This is a genomic window from Allobosea sp. (assembly GCF_030695125.1).
Classification (GTDB): Bacteria; Pseudomonadota; Alphaproteobacteria; order Rhizobiales; family Beijerinckiaceae; genus Allobosea.
The window spans coordinates 134,849-154,086 of record NZ_JAUYTP010000018.1 but is presented as its reverse complement, the minus strand read 5'-3'; the positions used below and the strand labels follow the sequence as shown (position 1 = coordinate 154,086).

General features: G+C 67.5%; 20 protein-coding genes. 13 read left to right on the top strand and 7 right to left on the bottom strand.

Annotation, left to right across the window (positions count from 1 at the left end):
* Positions 1–1,138: 1,138 nt before the first annotated feature.
* The 6 genes from Q8S38_RS06035 to Q8S38_RS06010 form a co-directional block, all read right to left on the bottom strand.
* On the bottom strand, positions 1,139–1,507 hold the full coding sequence (locus Q8S38_RS06035; RefSeq protein ID WP_305679520.1) for a tRNA-binding protein: 369 nt from the start codon (positions 1,505–1,507) through the stop codon (positions 1,139–1,141).
* The gene (locus tag Q8S38_RS06030) at positions 1,504–3,501 is read right to left on the bottom strand and encodes a methyl-accepting chemotaxis protein (protein ID WP_305679519.1); all 1,998 of its coding nucleotides are present in this window, start codon (positions 3,499–3,501) and stop codon (positions 1,504–1,506) included. Before Q8S38_RS06030 ends, Q8S38_RS06035 begins: the two co-directional genes overlap by 4 nt.
* 98 nt (positions 3,502–3,599) lie before the next feature.
* Positions 3,600–4,352: a TetR/AcrR family transcriptional regulator gene (locus tag Q8S38_RS06025; RefSeq protein WP_305679518.1), complete on the bottom strand. Its 753-nt coding sequence runs from the start codon at positions 4,350–4,352 to the stop codon at positions 3,600–3,602.
* Positions 4,353–4,418: 66 nt separating this feature from the next.
* Positions 4,419–5,249, bottom strand: coding sequence for a pyrroline-5-carboxylate reductase (gene proC / locus Q8S38_RS06020; RefSeq protein ID WP_305679517.1), 831 nt, complete (start codon positions 5,247–5,249; stop codon positions 4,419–4,421).
* Between the two features lie 113 nt (positions 5,250–5,362).
* Positions 5,363–5,869, bottom strand: coding sequence for a type III secretion system chaperone family protein (locus Q8S38_RS06015; protein WP_305679516.1), 507 nt, complete (start codon positions 5,867–5,869; stop codon positions 5,363–5,365).
* 407 nt (positions 5,870–6,276) lie between these two features.
* Entirely contained in the window at positions 6,277–6,531 is a 255-nt protein-coding gene (locus Q8S38_RS06010; protein WP_305679515.1) for an accessory factor UbiK family protein, read from the bottom strand.
* Positions 6,532–6,735: 204 nt separating this feature from the next.
* On the opposite strand from Q8S38_RS06010, the gene Q8S38_RS06005 reads away from it, so the two are divergent.
* The 7 genes from Q8S38_RS06005 to pth all read left to right on the top strand — a co-directional run bounded on the left by Q8S38_RS06005 (position 6,736) and on the right by pth (position 13,359).
* A complete protein-coding gene (locus Q8S38_RS06005; protein WP_305679514.1) occupies positions 6,736–7,308 on the top strand; it encodes a hypothetical protein in 573 nt (190 codons plus the stop codon).
* A gap of 239 nt (positions 7,309–7,547) precedes the next feature.
* Entirely contained in the window at positions 7,548–8,492 is a 945-nt protein-coding gene (locus Q8S38_RS06000) for a ribose-phosphate pyrophosphokinase (RefSeq protein ID WP_305679513.1), read from the top strand.
* Positions 8,493–8,632: 140 nt separating this feature from the next.
* On the top strand, positions 8,633–9,361 hold the full coding sequence (queC, locus tag Q8S38_RS05995) for a 7-cyano-7-deazaguanine synthase QueC (protein WP_305679512.1): 729 nt from the start codon (positions 8,633–8,635) through the stop codon (positions 9,359–9,361).
* Positions 9,351–9,914, top strand: coding sequence for a VUT family protein (locus Q8S38_RS05990; protein ID WP_305679511.1), 564 nt, complete (start codon positions 9,351–9,353; stop codon positions 9,912–9,914). The genes queC and Q8S38_RS05990 overlap by 11 nt, the downstream gene beginning before the upstream one ends.
* 117 nt (positions 9,915–10,031) lie before the next feature.
* Positions 10,032–11,897, top strand: a complete 1,866-nt coding sequence (locus tag Q8S38_RS05985; protein ID WP_305679510.1) for a putative bifunctional diguanylate cyclase/phosphodiesterase — start codon at positions 10,032–10,034, stop codon at positions 11,895–11,897.
* Positions 11,898–12,038: 141 nt separating this feature from the next.
* Positions 12,039–12,665, top strand: a complete 627-nt coding sequence (locus Q8S38_RS05980; protein ID WP_305679509.1) for a 50S ribosomal protein L25/general stress protein Ctc — start codon at positions 12,039–12,041, stop codon at positions 12,663–12,665.
* 79 nt (positions 12,666–12,744) lie between these two features.
* Entirely contained in the window at positions 12,745–13,359 is a 615-nt protein-coding gene (gene pth, locus Q8S38_RS05975; protein ID WP_305679508.1) for an aminoacyl-tRNA hydrolase, read from the top strand.
* A gap of 6 nt (positions 13,360–13,365) precedes the next feature.
* Here pth and Q8S38_RS05970 read toward each other — a convergent pair whose 3' ends face one another.
* Positions 13,366–13,962 carry a single stranded DNA-binding domain-containing protein gene (locus Q8S38_RS05970; protein ID WP_305679507.1) on the bottom strand — a complete coding sequence of 199 codons (597 nt, stop codon included), beginning with the start codon at positions 13,960–13,962 and terminating at the stop codon, positions 13,366–13,368.
* Between the two features lie 172 nt (positions 13,963–14,134).
* Between Q8S38_RS05970 and Q8S38_RS05965 the strand changes: the two genes are divergently transcribed.
* The 6 genes from Q8S38_RS05965 (at position 14,135) to Q8S38_RS05940 (ending at position 19,127) form a co-directional block, all read left to right on the top strand.
* A complete protein-coding gene (locus Q8S38_RS05965) occupies positions 14,135–14,461 on the top strand; it encodes a ribbon-helix-helix domain-containing protein (RefSeq protein WP_305679506.1) in 327 nt (108 codons plus the stop codon).
* Entirely contained in the window at positions 14,382–14,792 is a 411-nt protein-coding gene (locus Q8S38_RS05960) for a PIN domain-containing protein (protein ID WP_305679505.1), read from the top strand. Before Q8S38_RS05965 ends, Q8S38_RS05960 begins: the two co-directional genes overlap by 80 nt.
* 17 nt (positions 14,793–14,809) lie before the next feature.
* Complete coding sequence (gene ychF / locus Q8S38_RS05955; RefSeq protein WP_305679504.1) at positions 14,810–15,907, top strand: redox-regulated ATPase YchF; 1,098 nt, start codon at positions 14,810–14,812, stop codon at positions 15,905–15,907.
* A 16-nt stretch (positions 15,908–15,923) separates the two neighbouring features.
* On the top strand, positions 15,924–16,937 hold the full coding sequence (locus Q8S38_RS05950; RefSeq protein WP_305679503.1) for a MaoC family dehydratase: 1,014 nt from the start codon (positions 15,924–15,926) through the stop codon (positions 16,935–16,937).
* Between the two features lie 133 nt (positions 16,938–17,070).
* Positions 17,071–18,234, top strand: a complete 1,164-nt coding sequence (locus Q8S38_RS05945) for an alpha-hydroxy acid oxidase (RefSeq protein WP_305679502.1) — start codon at positions 17,071–17,073, stop codon at positions 18,232–18,234.
* Positions 18,231–19,127, top strand: a complete 897-nt coding sequence (locus Q8S38_RS05940) for a ketopantoate reductase family protein (RefSeq protein ID WP_305679501.1) — start codon at positions 18,231–18,233, stop codon at positions 19,125–19,127. Before Q8S38_RS05945 ends, Q8S38_RS05940 begins: the two co-directional genes overlap by 4 nt.
* The last annotated feature ends 111 nt before the right edge of the window (positions 19,128–19,238 follow it).

Genomic DNA, 19,238 nt, shown 5'->3' with positions numbered 1-19,238 from the left:
GACACGACGAGAATGATCCCGCCTGCGGTTGCGGATGGGCCGCAATCGGCACCGCCGGCCGCCTCGTCGGGCACTTCTACATCCACAACGGCGACGAGTCAGGCTTCGTCTGCGAACGCGTCTGACTTCTTCAACAGCCTGTTAGGGCTGCCCAGTCTAGGGCTGCCCAGGGTAGGACGCGGACAAAACAGAGGTGGAGTGCGTATGGCGTTCGCAAAAATCATTTATGCGATCATCTTAGCTGTAGCATCGGCCGCCGTCTCGACCCCTGCAAGCGCATGCAGGGTAGCGTCAAGCTATCTCCACAGCAGCACGTCAGACTTGAGAGGTAATTTTATAGCTGAAGTCATGGTAGTCAGCATTTTTGAGAATAATGCTGAGTTCGCGTTTGAAGCACGAATTGTATCCACGATTCGTGGCAATTCTGATTCTTCTGTTTTGAAGATCAAACGCCAGGGCTCATGCCCTCAGATCCCCCCGATCGGAAGGAAGGGCCTGATAATGGCATGCGCCGGACCGTTAGATGCACCATCGTCCGCGATCACACCCATCATCGAATCGAGCTTCTACATCCCGCCATCAATGCAGCAACGTGACTGCTGAGGGCACGTAGATCCCGTCCGCTTGGGGGTCGGTTGCGGACTTGAAATTGGCTCCCTAATGCTAAGGCGCATCGGGTTCTAAGGCGCGCAAAGATGATGCTCTTGATACGCTTCGCTACGGCCGTAGGTCTCGCGTGCTGTTCGACTCTGCCGGCAACCGCAAGTGGGGCCATCTATTTCGATGCGCATGTGGAGGGGACTGACGAGTTCCTATCAGGCTACCTTGAGTTCGGCCAAGAAACAGGCCAGCCGTCGATTTTTCGATTTCGCTCGAATAGCGGCGTTGCGTGCACCGGGCCGGTGCAGCACGTAGCAGGCATCCTTCAAGAAGCTGCTATCCAATGCGGCGATGGTCGCACGGGCTTTGTTCGTGTGAGTGTCTACGGGCGACATGTCGTTACAGAAGCTCGACTGGCCGACAGACGATTGATCATGTCTATGCCGAATTACGAGAGCCACAGGTCGCGTTAAGCCAAGTTCCGCAACAGGTCGCGAGCCGACAGACGCAACGGCCACCCTGACCCGGCAGAGTGCGCCTAAAACAGCCGCCCACCCTTCGGAACCTCAATCCCCGGCGAGATCAGCACGACCTCGCCTTCGGCATCCGGCACGCCGAGCGTCAGCACCTCGGACATGAACTTGCCGATCTGGCGTGGCGGGAAGTTCACCACCGCCAGAACCTGCCGGCCCGGCAGATCCTCGCAGGCGTAGTGCTTGGTGATCTGCGCTGAGGACTTCTTCAGCCCGATCGTGCCGCCGAAATCGATGACAAGCTTGATCGCCGGCTTGCGCGCTTCCGGATAGGGCAAGGCCTCGACGATCGTGCCGACGCGGATGTCGACCTTCAGGAAATCGTCGAAGCCGATCGTCGCCGCCGGAGCGGCGGTGTCTGAAGGGCCGCTCAAAACTCCGACCACCCCTTGTCATGGGCGCTGGGGTCGGCCTTGCGGGCGGCAGCGCCGCCGCCGGCAGCCGCAGCCGGCCGGGCGACAGGCTTTGAGACGGGCCGGGCTGCGGCGGGCCGTGGCGCGACCGCCGCCTGCATCGTGCGCGCCATCGCCTTGAGCCCCGCGACATCGCCGCCGAGCTGGAAGCGCATGACCAGCGCCGAGAGGCGGTCCGCCTCCTGCGAGAGCGAGTGCGCGGCAGCGGTCGACTGCTCGGCCATGGCGGCGTTCTGCTGGGTCGACTGATCCATCTCGCCGACCGCCGTGTTGACCTCCTGCAGGCCCGAGGCCTGCTCCTGAGCCGCGCTGGCAATCTCGGAGACGAGGCCCGTGGCGCGGGTGATCTCGTCGGCCATGCGCTGCAGCGCGCTGCCGGTCTGGCCGACCAGGGCGACGCCCTTCTCGACCTCGGTGTTGGAGGTCGCGATCAGCTCCTTGATCTCCTTGGCGGCCGAGGCCGAGCGCTGCGCCAGCGCCCGCACCTCGGAGGCGACGACCGCGAAGCCCTTGCCGGCGTCACCCGCGCGGGCCGCCTCGACGCTGGCGTTCAGCGCCAGCAGGTTGGTCTGGAAGGCGATCTCGTCGATCACCCCGACGATCTGGGAGATTTCCTCGGCGGATTTCTCGATGCCGCCCATCGCCACCACCGCGTCGCGCACGATCGCGGTCGACTGCTCGGCCTCGGCCTTGACCTGCGTCGTCGCCTGGTTGGCCTGGCGCGCGCTCTCGGCGGTCTGCCGCACCGTGGCGGTGAGCTCGTCCAGCGCGGTCGCCGTCTCCTCCACGGAGGCCGCCTGCTGCTCGGTGCGGCCTGCGAGGTCGTCGGCCGCCTGGCTGATCTCGATCGAACCCGCCTTCATGCTCTCGGTGTTGGTCGCGATCTGCCGCATCGTCTCCTGCAGCTTGCCGATCGACGCGTTGAAGTCGTCGCGCAGCTTGGCGTAGTCGGAGCCGAAATCCTCTGTAATGCGATAGGTCAGGTCGCCCTCGGCCAGATGCTCGAGGCCGGTGCCGAGCGCCGCGACGACGCTCTCCTGCGTCCGGGAGATCTCGGCCCGCTCGGCCTCGCTGCGCCGGCGCTGGCCGTCCGCCGCATCACGATGCCCGGCCGCCTCCTGCTCGGCGCGCGCCTTGTCGGCCTCCATCGCATCCTTCGCGACGGCGGCGTCGCGGAAGACCACGAGCGCCCGCGCCATCGAGCCGATCTCGTCGGGCCTGTCCTGATGCGCGATGGCGGTCTGGAGATTGCCCGCGGCAAGCGCATTCATCGTGCCCGACAGCGAGGTCAGCATTCCATTGGCGCGGCGGCTCAGGACGATCACGAGCCCGAGCATGAGCAGGCCGAGCGGCACCAGCACCTTGGCGACGCCACCCATCAGGCCGAGGAACTTGGCATCGACATCGTGGACGTGGAGGCCGGTACCGACGGCCCAGTTCCAGTCGGCGATACCGCTGACATAGGCGATCTTGCGGGTGGGCTCCTTGTCGCCAGGCTTCACCCAGAGAAAATCGAGATAGCCGCCCTTGCCACCGCCCTTGGCGATCGACAGCAGCTCCTGCACGATCGGCTTGCCGGCGGGGTCCTTGAGACCCATCAGGTTCTTGCCGATCATGTCGGCGCGGGGATGCGTGACGCTGACGCCGTCGAAGGTGTAGACGAAAAAGTAATTGCCGTCGTCGAAGCGCGCGCCGGCCACGGCGTCGATAGCCAGCTTCTGCGCCTCGGGAACAGGAATCTCGCCCTTCTTGGCCTTGTCGCGATAGAACTCCACCGTCGTGCGCGCGATGTCGGTGGCGTTCTGCACCTCCTGCCGCTTCAGCTCGACCATCTCGTTGCGGGCTTCGGTCAGCGTGTAGCCGACACTCCCGACTGCGATCACGACAGCGAGCCCTGCGATCAGCGCAAAGGAGCGGCTGATCGACAGGGTGGCGAGCTTCTTCGTCAGCGACATGCGCAAGACCCCTACGAAATGAGATTCGCAAGAGTCGCAAGGAATGGCTAATACACGCTTAACGTTAAGCGAGCCTGCGGCCGATTCTTAACCTTGTGTCAGATCGCAGGCGCATAATCCTCGCCTTCGCGGCGCAGACTCTCATCCGAGCGCTCGCGCCGGCGCACCGTGGGGCGACGACCCGAGCAAAGCGCCCGCGCCAGTCCGCGCAGCGGCGCTGTCAGCCGGTGAACGTCCTCGACGCGGGCCATGATGCGTCCCGCCGTCTTGAGCTCGCGGTCCAGCCGCGCCATGGTGCGCGACAATTCGGGCTCGTCATCCTCGAGCCAAACCTCGGAGACACGCGCCATCAGCAGCACCGCGCCCTGCACGCGCACCATGCCCATCGCGTCCTCCGTCGGGATTCCGGCCGAGGCGAGCATGTAGCGCCAGGAGTTGATGGCACCGCGATTGAGCGCCGCCATCGTCAGCGGGTCGCGCCGGATGACGGGCGCGATCCGCCGCAGGCCCGGCTTGTAAGGCGCCAGCGCATCGAGCCGGCGCATCACCAGGTCGAACAGCCGCTCGCGAACCGGCTCACCGGCCAGATCGTTTGACGTATCCGCCAGCACGACGTCGTCGACCAGGCGCGTGAGCCCGCCCAGCATCGCCAGCTTCGACGGGAACAGGCCCCGCAGCTTGGCCAGCGGAAGCCCGGCCTCGCTGGCGATATCGCCGAGTTCGATCTCCTCCCAGCGGCGGTTGGCCGCCAGACGCATCAGCGCCGCGATCGCCTGCTGGCGCGGATCGGTGAGCGCGGATGCCGCGGTCGGGGCGGCCGGGGTCTCGGGGGAAGCGGGTTTGCGAGCCATGCGAGTTCTCCTTCGCGACGCAGCTGGGGAGAAGCTAGGCTGTGATCGCGGCCTATGAAAGGCCGTTCAGCCCGAAAGCTCCCCGGCGCGACGTTTGGCGGCAGCCACCGTCTCGACCACCAGCGGCTCCAGCGGGCCCATCAGCACGGAGAGCCCCGCAGCCGTCGTCCCCGCCGGCGAGGTTACGTTCTGGCGCAGGGTCGCTGGCGACAGCGGCGACTGATGAAGCAGTTCGCCCGCCCCCTCGATCGTCGCACGCGCCAGGCGTTCGGCGATGTCGGCAGGCAGACCCGCCGCCTTGCCGGCTGCCGCGAGGCACTCGACCAGATGGAAGACATAGGCCGGCCCAGAGCCCGACACCGCGGTGACGGCGTCGATGAGCCCCTCATCCTCGAGCCACTCCACCGTGCCGATGCTGCGCAGCAGGGCGTCCGCCATGGCACGCTGGGCGCTGGTGACGCCGCTTCCCGCCGCCGCGCCGGTGGCACCGCGCTGGACCGAGGCCGGCAAATTGGGCATCGCCCGGATCATCGCGTTGGCGTTGGGAAGCCGCGCCGCGAGGTCGGACAGCGTCTTGCCGGCGAGGATCGAGATCAGCAGCGTCTCGGGGCGGATCAGCGCCTGAACCGCCGGGGCCGCCGTATCGAGCATCTGCGGCTTGGTCGCCAGGACGAGGACGTCGACCGCCCGCAGCGAGGCGGGATCGGGGTTGAGCGCCATGCCCTTCGCGGCAGCGAGCCCGACCATCTCGTCGGACGGGTGGGGATCGATCAGGCTGATGCCGGCGGGGTTCATTCCGATCCGCAGCCAGCCCTCCAGCATCGCCCCGCCCATCTTGCCGGCACCGAGGAGGACGAGCGATTGCGGCAGGGGGCTGGACGGGCTCTGGCTGGACATGGGGTACTCTCAGAAAGGCGTCATTCTCGGGCTTGCCCCGAGAATCTCATGCCGCAAAGGTCACTTGCCCGAGATGGTCGGGTCAAGCCCGACCATAACGTGCGCCCGAGGCCTCAAGCCTCGCCGACCGTCTCCAGCATCGCACCCTCGAGGCCCTCTTTCGCCGTTTTTCCGGCCCAGACGACGAACTGGAAGGCCTGGAAATAGCGTTCGCAGGCATCGATCGCCGCCTTGATCAGGGCGGCCGCCTGCTCGTCGGTCGGCTCCGCCCCGCCCGATAGCAAGAGCGCATGGCGGTACATCACCACGCTTTCCGAGCTCCAGAGATCGAAATGGCCGAGCCAGAGCTGCTCGTTGACGAGGCTGACCAGCTGCAGCACCTCGCCGCGCCGCCGCTCGGGCACCTTGAGATCGAAGGCGCAGGCGATGTGGATCGCCTCGACCTCCTCCAGCCAGGTGATGGCGACGTGGTAGTCCGACCAGCCGCCGGAGACGGCGACCGACAATTCGTCGTCGCTGTCGCGGTCGAAGGCCCAGTTGTTGAGCGCGGCCAGCCGTTCGATCAGGTCCAGTGGGTTGGACGGCCGTTCGAGTTCGCTGTCCAGTTCGAGATCCATCATGCCCTTGGGTCCAACTGCCGGACGCCGCGGGGGCGCGGTCCGGCGCGTTCGAGAACGGGAACACGGCGACGGGAAAGCTGAAGGAACACAACCCACAGGCGCAGAGCCGGACGAAAACCGGGTGCAACGCTTCGACGAACCCGGCCTAAGCGGCTGGACTGACGAATCAATTTCTCCACCGACGTTAGCGCAGGGCGTGTGACACTCCCAACACGATGTAACGCTCGGCGGATTCGGAGGTGGGCTCAATCCCCGTCGGAGCCTGTCCACAGCACATGGCTGTGGACGCAGCCGTCAGGCGTCGGCCCATGGCCGCACCCGCGAGCGTCCGGCGCAAGCTTCCGTGAGCAGCAGACGGTGGTGTGTCCCAGGCGTTTGACGCGGAGCCCGCCTCGGGGCGGGTTCGGTCAGGGCTTGGGCTGCGCGGCCTCGAGCGCTGCGAGGCGCTGGCTGAGCTTGTCGTTCTCCTCGCGGGCCAGCACCGCCATCTCGCGCACGGCCTCGAACTCCTCGCGCGTGACCACGTCGAGATCGCGCAGGAGGCGCTCGATCTGCGTCTTCACGACGGTCTCGACCTCGCGACGCACGCCCTGGGCCGCACCAGCGGCATCGGTGGCGAGACGGGCGATGTCGTCGAGGATACGGCTGCTGGTCGTGACCATGGGGGCTCTCCGGTCCGGGCCTCATGCGCCCTGTCGCCGGTTATATGGGCGAGGATGCCGCGCGCCGCAATCGCGGCGCCGGGACGCGGGCAACCCGGGCCCGGACGGACGATCTGGACCTCGCGCGGCGTTGCGCCTAGAAAGGCGTCACAGGGACTACCCAGGCACTCCAACCCGTACGCGCAAAGACAAGCGGGAGGCGTCATGATCGATCGTTTGAGCGGCCTCGTTCTGGGGCCCGCCTTGGCGCTGGCGCTTGCCGGCTGCCAGGAAACCACCACGGCCGCGCGACCGCGCGTCGATGCGCCGGGCGTGCCGGTCTCCGTGCAGAGCATTTCGGGTGCACCTGATGCCGTGACGACCCGCTTTGCCGGGCTTCTCGGCGAGGCCGCCGCCGAGCGGCGCATGGAAATCGTCCCCGGCGACAAGCCGGCCCGCTTCCGCGTTCGCGGCTATCTCACAGCCCAGCCGACCGAGGACGGCCAGACCTCGCTCGCCTTCGTCTGGGATGTCTATGACGAGACCAAGAAGCGCGCCCAGCGCGTCCAGGGCGAAAGCCTCGGCCGGCGCGGCGGCACCTCGGATCCGTGGTCCGGCATCGACCAGACCATCGTCGCCAAGGCGGCGGCCGAATCGATGGACGCGATCGCGAGTTTCCTGGTGACGACGCCGGCCGTCGAAACCGTCCTGCCAGCCGACAAGGCCAAGGCGACGACCGCGCCGGCGACCGGCCGCACCGCCGCCACCGCATCGGCGGCGGCCGGCAAGAAACTCTGACGAACAGGACGCTCTGGAGGCGGGAGCCGCGATCGGCCCGGGCGGCCCCGGACCCCGGCCGAGCCCCGGAGCGTCAGCCGTCGATCCGACAGAAGGGCGCCGAAAGCCGCCCAGCAACCATTTCACACGCCTTTCGCAGTGCAGCGGTCGACTCGCTGTCACACCGCTGTTAAGAGCCCTGCGACCCGAGCCGGCTTCATGCAGGCCCGCCCAGCCAGCTGTAAACGGTGCGCCACGGCATGCCTTCTTCGTTCAAAGTCGTCGCCGGCAATTCCAACCGGCCGCTCGCGGAAGCGATCTGCACCCATCTCGGGATTCCGCTCGCCAAGGCGGTCGTGCGGCGTTTCGCCGACATGGAGGTCTTCGTCGAGATCCAGGAGAACGTGCGCGGCCAGGATGTCTTCATCATCCAGTCGACCTCCTTCCCGACCAACGACCATCTGATGGAACTGCTGATCATCACCGATGCGTTGCGCCGCTCATCGGCGCGCCGCATCACGGCGGTGATCCCCTATTTCGGCTATGCGCGGCAGGACCGGCGCGCGTCGGGCCGCACGCCGATCTCGGCCAAGCTCGTCGCCAACCTGATCACCCATGCCGGCGTCGACCGCGTGCTGACGCTCGACCTGCATGCCGGGCAGATCCAGGGCTTCTTCGACATCCCGACCGACAACCTGTTCGGCGCCCCGCTGATGTCGCGCGATATCAAGGAGCGGCTCGACTACAAGAACGCCATGGTCGTCTCGCCCGACGTCGGCGGCGTGGTACGTGCCCGTGCGCTCGCCAAGCGCATCGACGCCCCGCTCGCCATCGTCGACAAGCGCCGCGACCGGCCCGGCGAGTCCGAGGTCATGAACATCATCGGCTCGGTCGAAGGCCGCTCCTGCATCCTGCTCGACGACATCGTCGATTCCGGCGGCACGCTGGTGAACGCCGCCGAGGCGCTGCTCGCCCAGGGCGCGGCAGAGGTCTACGCCTACATCACCCATGGCGTGCTCTCGGGCGGCGCCGTGGCGCGCATCGCCAATTCCAAGCTCAAGGAGCTCGTGATCACCGATTCGATCATGCCGACCGAAGCCGTGAAGGTCGCGCGCAACATCCGCGTCCTCTCGATCGCGCAACTGATGGGCGAGGCGATCGAGCGCACGGCGCAGGAAACCAGCGTCTCCAGCCTGTTCGACTGACAAAGTGTCGGCATTATTCACAGCCCTCATCCTGAGGAGCCGCGCAGCGGCGTCTCGAAGGATGCTCCAGCGCGCTCTGGAACATCCTTCGAGACACGGCCTTGCGGCCGCTCCTCAGGATGAGGGCTGAGGAGAACGAGATGAGCGACAGCCGCGCCCTCGTCCTGTTCTCGGGCGGCCAGGATTCGACCGTCGCGCTCGCCTGGGCGCTCGACCGCTTCGATGCGGTCGAGACCGTCGGCTTCGACTATGGCCAGCGCCACCGCGTCGAGCTGGACTGCCGGGCGGTGATCCGCGACCGGCTGCCGGCACTGTCGCCGACCTATGCCGCGCGGCTGGGCGCCGATCATCTGATCGACCTCGCCGCGCTGGGCGCGATTTCCGAGACCGCGCTCACCCGCGACAGCGAGATCGCCTTCGCCGAAACCGGCCTGCCGACCACCTTCGTGCCCGGCCGCAACCTGATTTTCCTGACCTTCGCCGCGGCGCTCGCCTATCGGCGGGGCGCACGGCATATCGTGCTGGGCGTCTGCGAGACCGACTATTCCGGCTATCCCGATTGTCGCGACGACACCATCAAGGCGATGCAGGTCGCGCTGGGCCTAGGGCTCGATCGCAGGCTGGTGCTGCACACCCCGCTGATGTGGCGCGACAAGGCCCAGACCTTTGCGCTCGCCAGGGCGCTGGGCGGAGAGCCCCTGCTCGATCTCGTCGTCGAGGACAGCCACAGCTGCTATCTCGGCGACCGTTCGACCCGCCATCCCTGGGGCTATGGCTGCGGCCACTGCCCGGCCTGCGACCTGCGCGCCAGGGGCTACGGCGCCTATCTGATTTCTCCCGACGACAGCGGACCATCCTATGACTCTTGACCGCCAGCGCAGGGTCGAAGGGCTCGTTGCCCTCGCCCTCTTCACCCTGACCATTCCGGCCGCCAACTGGCTGATCGGCAATGCCGGCACGGTCTGCGTGCCCAATGGCCCCTGCCTCGTCCCGGTCTGGCCCGGCATCAAGGCGCCGAGCGGCGTGCTGATGATCGGGCTGGCGCTCGTGCTGCGCGACATCGTCCAGCGTCGCCTCGGCGCGCCCGCGGCGCTGGGCGCGATTGCGGTCGGCGCCGCGATCTCGGGCTTCCTGGCGCCCCCCGCGATCGTGGTCGCTTCGGTCGCCGCCTTCCTGTTGTCGGAGCTCGCCGATTTCGCCGTCTACACGCCCCTGCAGAAGCGCCGCTTCGTCACTGCGGTGGTCGCGTCGAGCCTGATCGGCCTCGTGGTCGACAGCATCGTCTTCCTGCAGCTCGCCTTCGGCAGCCTCGATTTCCTGAGCGGCCAGATCATCGGCAAGGCCTGGATGGTGCTGCTGGCTCTGCCCCTGATGCATCTGCTGCGCCGCCGCGACGAGCGGCTCGGGCTGGCGGCCGCCTGAACGCCCGAAGGCGCGTGGCCGGAGCGCGATTTTCGGATCCGCGCAATTTGAAACATCGCCGAAACCTCACTTTCACGCCGCGCCGGCATAGCTGCCGCATGGTCAAGGTGGGCGTCGATGTGTGAAAACTGTTCGTCCGAGCGCCTGCAAGCGCTCCAGAACGAAATTCTGGAGGCCATTGCCCGCGGGGAGGCCTTGCGCGCCATCATGCAGCGCTTGTGCCTGCGCGCCGAGGCCATCGCCCCTGGCGTGATCTGCTCGGTCGTGACCGTCGACAGTGACAATCGCCTGATCGCGCTGGCGGCCCCGAGCCTGCCCGATGCCTACGCCGCCGCCGTCACCGGGGTGCCGGCGGGACCGCGCGTCGGCTCCTGCGGCACGGCGATCTTTCGCGGCGAGCCGGTCTGCGTCACGGATATCGCGACCGATCCGCTCTGGCAGGGTTTCACCCATCTCGTTTTGCCGCTTGGCCTGCGCGCCTGCTGGTCGAGCCCGATCAACGCACGCGACGGACGCGTGGTCGGGAGCTTCGCCTTCTACTACGACCACCCCCGCGGCCCCGACGCCATCGAGCGCCAGATCGTCGCGACCTGCCTCCATCTCTGCGCGATCGCGATCGAGCATGAGGAAGTCCGCGCCCGCAATCATCGGCTCGCCTATTTCGACACGCTGACCGGCCTGCCCAACCGGGCGAGCTTCAACGAATCGATCACCCAGATGAACGCCGGGGTGACGACGGATTTCGGCTTGATGCTGATCGACATCGACCATCTCAAGGTGATCAACGACACGATGGGCCATGCCGCAGGCGATGCGCTGATCGCGACGGTGGCGGCCCGCATCCAGGCCGTTGTCGGCCAGGCCACCGCCTTCCGCATCGGCGGTGACGAATTCGCGGTGCTCCTGCCCAAGGGGAGCCGCGCCGCGGATATGCGCCTCGTCGCCAGCGCGATCATCGCCGGCATGGCACGCCCGCTCGACCATGACGGCAATGGCATCATGCCGAGCGTGACCATCGGCGCGGCGTTGGCCGACGAACAGCGTGGCGACACCGTCAAGCTGCGGCAGGACGCCGACTTCGCCTTGTACCACGCCAAGGAGACGCGCCGCGGAGGCTATGTCCGCTTCAGGGAGGGCCTGCGCTCCTCGATGATCCGCCGTCTGCAGACCAAGCGCGATGTCGCCGAGGCCCTGACCGAAGGACGCGTGATCGCCCATTACCAGCCCGTTGTTCGCATCGACACCGGCGAGATCGTCGGCCTGGAGGCTCTCGCCCGCATGCGGATGCCGGACGGGCGCATCGCCTCGGCCGGCGAGTTTCAGGAGGCTCTCGGCGACCCGAAAGTCGCCTACCGGCTCACCGGGCAGATGCTCGGCGCCGTCGCCGGCGACATCGCAGCCTGGAAGCGGGCCGGCCTCGACATCCAACATGTCGGCCTGAACGTGACGGCCGCCGATTTCGAGAAGGGCGACCTCGTCCAGCGCATCGTCAAGGCGCTGGAGCGGGTCGGGGTCCCGCCTCGGAATCTCGTCATCGAGATCACCGAGCAGGTCTTCATGGGCGGCCGCAAGGACGGCGTCGCCCGCACGATCGCGGCGCTGCGCGAACACGGCATCTGCGTGGCGCTCGATGATTTCGGCACCGGCTTCGCCTCGCTCACGCACCTCCTCGACTTTCCCGTCGACATCATCAAGATCGACCGCTCCTTCATCGCGGCAGCCCAGAGCAGCGCCAAGAGCAGTGTCATCGTCGAGGCGATGGTTCGGATCGCCAACCGGCTCGACATGAAGATCATTGCCGAGGGCATCGAGACGCAGGCCCAGGCGGACTGGCTGCGCGCCAAGGGCGGTCGGCTCGGTCAGGGCTTCCTTTATGCGCCGGCGATGCCCGCCGGTCTCGTCGGCGAGTTGCTGCAGCGTCTCGGCCGCAAGCCCGACCGGCCCCTCGCCGCGCTGCAAGGCGTCACCGCCTCGGCGGCTTGAGCGGTGCCTGCGGGCTTGAGATCGACACGCTTTTCGCTTATGAGCCTGCCAGCACCCGACTGACACCCTTGGAGGCACGGGCGCAAAACTGCCATGAGGCCGCCAGCAGGCGGCCTTCTCATTTCAAGCAAGGACTAAACCATGACCGCCGTGAAGCAAATCGAGGCTTCGGCGCGCGCACAGGTCGGCAAGGGGGCCGCCCGTGCAGTTCGTCGTCAAGGCCTGACACCCGCCGTGATCTATGGGGGCGGCGCCGCTCCCGAGGCGATCGCGCTCGACGCCAACAAGACCCGCCTGATGATCTATGGCGGCCATTTCCTGACCACGCTGTTCGAAATCAGCGTCGACGGCAAGACGCAGCGGGTCATCCCGCGCGACTACCAGCTCGATCCGGTCAAGGATTTCCCGATCCACGTCGATTTCCTGCGTGTCGCCGCCGGCCAGACCGTGACGGTCGAGATTCCGATCCATGTCGTCGGCCAGGATGCCAGCCCGGGCGTCAAGAACGGCGGTGCCGTTCAGATCGTCGAGCACGCGCTCGAGATCACGGTCGAGCCCGAGAACATTCCCGAGGCCTTCGAGGTTTCGGTGGCCGGTCTGGAGATCGGCGACTCCCTCGAAGCCAGCGTGATCAAGCTGCCCAAGGGCGCCAAGCTCTCGGTCGGCTCCGACGCCACCATCGTGACGATCGTTCCGCCGATGGCTGAGGAAACCGAAGACGCGGCTGAGGCCGCCGCCGCTCCTGCCGAGACCAAGCCGAAGGCTTGATCAGGCACGATCGCCGACTTCAGAGACTGCGGACGGCCGGGGCTTCCCGGCCGTTTTGCTGTGAGGCACAACCATCACCATGCTGATCTTCGCAGGACTGGGCAATCCGGGCGCGCGCTATGCCCGCAACCGCCACAATATCGGCTTCATGGCGCTGGACGCCATCGCGCGTACGCATCGCGCCTCGCCCTGGCGCGGCCGCTTCCAGGCCGAGGCCTGCGAGGCGACGATCGGGACCGAGAAGGTCGTCCTGCTCAAGCCCCAGACCTACATGAACGAATCCGGCCGCGCGATCGGCGAGGCCGCACGCTTCTTCAAGGTCGCGCCCGCCGACGTCATCGTCTTCCATGACGAACTCGACCTCGCCCCCGCCAAGCTGCGGGTGAAGCTCGGTGGCGGCAATGCCGGCCATAACGGCCTGCGCTCGACCACGGCGGCGATCGGCAACGAGTACCGCCGGGTCCGCATGGGCATCGGGCATCCCGGGCTGAAGGAGCTCGTGCACGCCTATGTGCTGAACGATTTCGGCAAGGCGGAGGGTCCCTGGGTCGAGGATCTCTGCACCGCCTGCGCCGACAACGCCGAGTTGCTGGCGAAGCACGACGACGCCGGCTTTCAGAACAAGGTGCACCTCTTCATGGAGGCGCGCGGCCACGGCGCGGTGAAGCGCCTCGGCGAGAAGTCCGGCGACTGAGGCCGTTCAGTAGGGCAGTTGCGCGCCGGGCTTGGCGAGCGTCACGCGGCTGGCGCTGAAGCTGCCATCGGCCTGTCTGGTCGCCGTCATCGCCACCTGCGCGCCCGCCTTCAGCTCCGAGACGTCGGCCGGCGCGGCCATGATGATGTTGGCATCGGCCGGAATGGTCACTCTCTGCTCGCCGCCCGGATAGCTCAGCACGATGCCGGCGCCCTCGACGCGCGAGACGGTCTCAGCGACGGTGGCGTTGGTCATGGTCGAATCCGGCAGCACGCCCCAGGGGCGGTGCCCCTCGCCCGTGCCGCGCATCGCCTCGGGGAAGATGAAGACCTGCACCGCCAGCAGCGAGCCGTCCGGCTGCGGCCGCGCACCGACGCCGACGAAGCCGCCCTTCTTGATGTCGGCCGTCGTCGCCTTGACCACGCCACCGACCGAATAGCCCGGCGCCAGCGCGACCTTCGCCGAGGCGCCATCGACGGTCTTGATCATGAGCGTGTTGCCCTCGGCGGTCTCGACCTCGCCACGAATGCGCGTCGTCGGCGACTGGGCGGAGGCTGAGACGGTGAGGCCGAGGATGAGGCAGGCAGTGGCGAGCGAGCGCATGGGCGGGGGTTCCAGTGCTGAAGAATGTCGCGGGACAGTCGTGGGCTCCCCTCCTCGTCCTTGCCACGCACGTTCGCGTGAGGGCACTCCCAGCGCAACGGGTTGCCAAGAGCGCCCCGCGAGGCTTGACACGAAAACACGGAAACACGACAAGAATGCGCGTGGAGCCGCGATGAAGAACATCACCATCACTTTGCCCGATGATCTTTACAGCCGGATGCGCGTCGAGGCGGCGCGCGAAGGCAAGAGCATGTCGAAATTCATGGCGGAGTTGGCGGAAAGCAGGCTCGGTCGCGCAATGACGCAAAGGGCGGCGCTGGATGCTTTCCTCGCCGGGCCTGATCTTCCCGGCATCGCGAGCGAGCGGACCAGTCGCGAGGACATCTATGCCGAACGCCTGTTTCATCGACACGAACGTGATGCTGTATCTGAACGATTCCCGCGAACCGCAGAAGCAGGCGATTGCGCGGCATTGGATCAGCGCGCTCGCCGAGCGTGACCTGATCGTCATCAGCCCGCAGGTCATGAACGAGTTTGCCCACAACGTCCTGCGCAAGTTCCCCTCGGTGACGCGGGACGAACTGGCGCGTTTTCTGCTGGCGATGACACCATGGTGCAAGGTCGCGATGACCGCGCAGACATCGCTCGACGCCTTGTCGGTCCATGCTCGCTACCGGTTCTCGTTCTTCGATTCGACATTGATCGCCGCCGCGCTAGCGCATGGCTGCGACATCTTTCTGTCCGAGGACCTTGCGTCCGGCCAGCAGATTGGCGATCTGACGATCCTCAATCCATTCTCGACGGCAGTCGACGCCGTACTCACCATCTGACAGTTCGAAAGACCACCATGGGTTTCAAATGCGGTATCGTCGGCCTGCCGAATGTCGGCAAGTCGACACTCTTCAACGCGCTGACGCAGACGGCGGCCGCCCAGGCGGCGAACTACCCGTTCTGCACGATCGAGCCCAATGTCGGCGACGTCGCGGTGCCTGATCCCCGGCTGGAGAAGCTCGCCGCCATCGCGGGCTCGAAGGAGATCATCCCGACGCGGCTGACCTTCGTCGACATCGCCGGCCTCGTGCGCGGCGCCTCGAAGGGCGAAGGCCTCGGCAACCAGTTCCTCGCCAATATTCGCGAATGCGACGCCATCGCCCATGTCGTGCGCTGCTTCGAGGATGGCGACATCACCCATGTCGAGGGCAAGGTCGCGCCGATCAACGACATCGAGATCATCGAGACCGAGTTGATGCTGGCCGATCTCGAAAGCCTCGAGAAGCGCGTCCTGCCGCTGGAGAAGAAGGCCAAGACCGGCGACAAGGAGGCCAAGGAACTGGCCGATCTGATGAACCGCTGCCTCGTGCTGCTGCGCGAGGGCAAGCCGGCCCGCCTCGTCCAGGTCGCGGCCGACGAGCGCAAGATGTTCGAGACGCTCGGCCTGCTCTCCTCCAAGCCCGTCCTCTATGTCTGCAATGTCGAGGAGGCCGCCGCCGACAAGGGCAATGCCTTCTCCGAGCAGGTGAAGGCCCGGGCGGCTGAAGAGAACGCCGTCGCTGTCGTCGTCTCCGCCAAGATCGAGAGCGAGATCGCCGTCCTGCCCGCCGCCGACCAGAAGGACTATCTCGAGGCCGTCGGCCTGGAGGAGCCTGGTCTCAACCGCGTCATCCGTGCCGGCTACGCCCTGCTCCACCTCGTCACCTATTTCACGGTCGGGCCGAAGGAGGCGCGCGCCTGGACGATCGAGAAGGGCACCAAGGGCCCCGCCGCCGCCGGCGTGATCCATAGCGACTTCGAGAAGGGCTATATCCGCGCCGAAACGATCGCCTATGACGACTACATCGCCAACAAGGGCGAGAGCGGCGCGCGCGAGGCCGGCAAGTTCCGGCTGGAAGGCAAGGAATACGTCGTCGCGGACGGCGACGTGCTGCATTTCCGCTTCGCCAACTGAACGGGCGCCAACGGCGATGCTGTTTTTCGAGGACTTCATCGTCGGCGAGACGGTGCCCATGGGCAGCCTCGCGGTCGCAGAAGGAGACATCGTCGCCTTCGCCTCCCGCTTCGACGCGCAGGATTTCCACGTCGATCCCGAGAAGGCGAAGGCGAGCTTCGTCGGCACGCTGATCGCCTCGGGCTGGCACAGCTGCTCGATCCTGATGCGGCTGATGGCGCAGAGCTTCCTGCTCAACTCCTCGGGTATGGGCGCGCCCGGCGTCGAGGAGGTGAAATGGCTGCGCCCGGTCCAGCCGGGCGACATGCTGCACGGCCGCCGCACCGTCACCGAGATCAAGCCCTCGCGCTCGCGCCCGGAAATGGGCCTCGTCCGCTTCAAGCTCGAACTGCTGAACCAGCGCGACGAGCCGGTGCTGGAGCAGGCCAACTGGATCATGTTCGGCCGGCGCGGCGTCGCCGCCCTGCAGCCCGCAGGCGACTGGCTGGCCCATCCGCCGCTCTACGTCCCGCCATCCTCGCCCTCCCCGATCGAGCCGCCGACCGAACCGACGCCGGCCGCGCGCTTCTTCGAGGACATCGCGATCGGCGACCGCTTCGAGCTCGGCAGCACGGTCTTCACGGCTGACGAGATCGTCGCCTTCGCGCGCGCCTTCGACCCCCAGCCCTTCCACATGGACGAAGCGGCGGCGGCCGCCTCCTCCTTCGGCCGGCTCGCCGCCTCGGGCTGGCATACGGCCTCGGTCTGGATGGCGACCATGGTCACCCATCGCCGCCGCCAGCTCGCCGCTTTTGGGGCGGGCCACGCGCCGCGGCTGGGGCCCTCACCGGGATTCAAGAACCTGCGCTGGACGCGGCCGGTCTTCGCCGGAGACCGCATCACCTACCATTCCGAGGTCACCGACAAGCGCGCCAGCACCTCGCGCCCGCAATGGGGCCTGTTCTTCCACCGCAACACCGGTGTGAACCAGAACGGCGAAGAGGTCTTCAGCTTCGACGGCTGCGTTTTCGTCGAGCGCAAGCCGGGTTGACGCCACCCGCCCTGCTTTCCCCGACGAGCCCCATCGCAGCCGTGACGCTTCTGCGGGCCCGGCACAGCCTGTAGGGAGGGTGCGCGAGGTGGCCGCAGAGCCGCCCGCCAGACATCTCCGGGAGGAGCGCATCGTGGCGGCAGCCCGCATCTTCAGCACGGCCCAGATGGCGGCGCGCGCCCGCAAGCGCCTGCCCCGCGCGGTCTACGACTTCATCGAGGGCGGCGCCGGCGCCGAACAGGCGGTCACACGCAACCGGGCACGCTTCAGCGAGATCGCCCTGATGCCGCAGGCCCTGCGCGACTGCGCGGCCGCGCACACACAGGTCACGCTGTTCGGCCGCCGCTATGCCGCCCCCTTCGGCGTCGCGCCGATGGGTTTCGCCGATCTCGTCTGCCCCGGGACCGACCGCGCGCTCGCCGCGGCGGCCAAGGCGCAGAACATCCCTTACGTGCTCTCGACCGCCGCCACGACCTCGATCGAGACCATCGCCGGCATCGCCCAGGACAATCTCTGGTTCCAGCTCTACCCGGGCGCCGACGAGACCATCGCCGCCGGGCTGATGCAGCGGGCGCTCGCGGCCGGCGTGACGACACTCGTCGTCACCATCGACATCCCCGTGCCGGCGCGGCGCGTGCGCGACCTGACCAACGGCCTCGCCATCCCCCTGAAACCCTCGCTCGCCACCATCCTCGACGTCGCGCGCCATCCCGGCTGGCTCTGGCGGGCCGCGCGCGGCGAACGGCCGGGCATGGCGAACTTCATCGAGAACAAGGGGTCGCTGAGCGGCCTCGCCCATGCCGAGTTCGTCGCCCGCCAGCTCTCCTGCCCCGGCCTCGACTGGGCTCGCATCGAGGCGATCCGCAAGGCCTGGCCGCATCATCTCGTCATCAAGGGCATCCTCAACCCGCAGGATGCGCTGATGGCCGAGCGCATTGGCGCCGACGGCGTCGTCGTCTCCAACCATGGCGGGCGCCAGCTCGATTCCGCGCCGTCCTCGATCGAGGTGCTGCCGCGCATCCGCGAGGCCTGCGGCGACCGGCTGGCCCTGATCCTCGACAGCGGCGTGCGCACCGGCGACGACATCGCGCGCAGCCTCGCCTGCGGCGCCGATTTCGTCCTGCTCGGCCGGCCGTTCCTGTTTGCCGTCGCGGCGCTCGGTCTGTCCGACGGCCCGAGGGCGATCATCGACATCCTGCGGGCGGACTTCCTCAACACGCTGATCCATCTTGGTTGCGCCGAGCCCACGGAGCTGGGTAGCGACCATCTCTGGCCCAGGCAGGGAGCCAACCGATGAATATCGCTATCATGGGAGCCGGCGGCGTCGGCTGCTATTACGGGGCGATGCTGGCGCGCGCCGGCCATGGCGTGACGCTGATCGCGCGGCCCCCGCATGTCCAGGCGATCGCGCGGCACGGCCTCGTCTTCGAGGCACGGGGGACGACGGAGACGCTGCCCGTCAAGGCCACGACCGTGCCCTCGGGCGTCGCCGGCGCCGACATCGTGCTGTTCTGCGTGAAGTCGGGCGACACGCAAGAGGCCGGCCGCGCCATCGCGCCCCACCTCGCAGCCAACGCCACGATTCTGAGCCTGCAGAACGGCGTCGACAATGCGCCGCGCCTGCAGGACGTCCTCGGCCGCCCGGTGATCCCGGCCGCGGTCTATGTCGCCGTCGAGATGCCCGGCCCCGGCCATGTCCGCCATCACGGGCGCGGCGAACTCGTCATCGGCCCCGGCGCGACCAGCGCCGCCATCGCCACGAGCTTCGGCCAGGCCGGCATCCCCACCGAGGTCTCGGAGAACGTCATCGGCGCGCTCTGGACCAAGCTCGTCGTCAACTGCGCCTACAACGGCCTCTCCGCCATTCCGCAACTGCCCTATGGCCGGATGATCGCGGTCGAGGGCGTGCGCCACAGCATGGCCGACATCGTCGCGGAGTGCCGCGCGGTGGCGCAGGCCGCCGGCATCGCCATCGGCCCCGAGATCCTCGACACCGTCCTGGCGCTCGCCCCGGCCATGCCGGCGCAATCCTCCTCGACGGCGCAGGACCTCGCCCGCGGCAAGGCCAGCGAGATCGACCATCTCAACGGCTATGTCGTGCGGACCGGCGAGCGGCTCGGGGTCCCGACGCCCGCCAACCGGTTGCTGACCGTCATGGTCAAGCTGATGGAAGAACGTGCCCGCGCCTGAGGCGCACCGGCCTCGCCCACTGCCGGACGGTCATGCAATGGCGCTCGTTGCCCCGCCCTCGCGCGCCATGCCAAGCTGCCGATACGCCGATCACGGCGACATAAGAACAAT

Bases quoted from the DNA above. Each gene is read 5' to 3' on its own strand.
- Q8S38_RS06025 (WP_305679518.1), bottom strand. From the start codon at position 4,352: ATGGCTCGCAAACCCGCTTCCCCCGAGACCCCGGCCGCCCCGACCGCG.
- proC (WP_305679517.1), bottom strand. From the start codon at position 5,249: ATGTCCAGCCAGAGCCCGTCCAGCCCCCTGCCGCAATCGCTCGTCCTC.
- Q8S38_RS06005 (WP_305679514.1), top strand. From the start codon at position 6,736: ATGATCGATCGTTTGAGCGGCCTCGTTCTGGGGCCCGCCTTGGCGCTG.
- Q8S38_RS06015 (WP_305679516.1), bottom strand. From the start codon at position 5,869: ATGATGGATCTCGAACTGGACAGCGAACTCGAACGGCCGTCCAACCCA.
- Q8S38_RS06030 (WP_305679519.1), bottom strand. From the start codon at position 3,501: ATGTCGCTGACGAAGAAGCTCGCCACCCTGTCGATCAGCCGCTCCTTT.
- Q8S38_RS05980 (WP_305679509.1), top strand. From the start codon at position 12,039: ATGACCGCCGTGAAGCAAATCGAGGCTTCGGCGCGCGCACAGGTCGGC.
- Q8S38_RS05970 (WP_305679507.1), bottom strand. From the start codon at position 13,962: ATGCGCTCGCTCGCCACTGCCTGCCTCATCCTCGGCCTCACCGTCTCA.
- pth (WP_305679508.1), top strand. From the start codon at position 12,745: ATGCTGATCTTCGCAGGACTGGGCAATCCGGGCGCGCGCTATGCCCGC.
- Q8S38_RS05985 (WP_305679510.1), top strand. From the start codon at position 10,032: ATGTGTGAAAACTGTTCGTCCGAGCGCCTGCAAGCGCTCCAGAACGAA.
- Q8S38_RS05965 (WP_305679506.1), top strand. From the start codon at position 14,135: ATGAAGAACATCACCATCACTTTGCCCGATGATCTTTACAGCCGGATG.
- Q8S38_RS06000 (WP_305679513.1), top strand. From the start codon at position 7,548: ATGCCTTCTTCGTTCAAAGTCGTCGCCGGCAATTCCAACCGGCCGCTC.
- queC (WP_305679512.1), top strand. From the start codon at position 8,633: ATGAGCGACAGCCGCGCCCTCGTCCTGTTCTCGGGCGGCCAGGATTCG.
- Q8S38_RS05940 (WP_305679501.1), top strand. From the start codon at position 18,231: ATGAATATCGCTATCATGGGAGCCGGCGGCGTCGGCTGCTATTACGGG.
- ychF (WP_305679504.1), top strand. From the start codon at position 14,810: ATGGGTTTCAAATGCGGTATCGTCGGCCTGCCGAATGTCGGCAAGTCG.
- Q8S38_RS05990 (WP_305679511.1), top strand. From the start codon at position 9,351: ATGACTCTTGACCGCCAGCGCAGGGTCGAAGGGCTCGTTGCCCTCGCC.
- Q8S38_RS05960 (WP_305679505.1), top strand. From the start codon at position 14,382: ATGCTGTATCTGAACGATTCCCGCGAACCGCAGAAGCAGGCGATTGCG.
- Q8S38_RS05950 (WP_305679503.1), top strand. From the start codon at position 15,924: ATGCTGTTTTTCGAGGACTTCATCGTCGGCGAGACGGTGCCCATGGGC.
- Q8S38_RS06010 (WP_305679515.1), bottom strand. From the start codon at position 6,531: ATGGTCACGACCAGCAGCCGTATCCTCGACGACATCGCCCGTCTCGCC.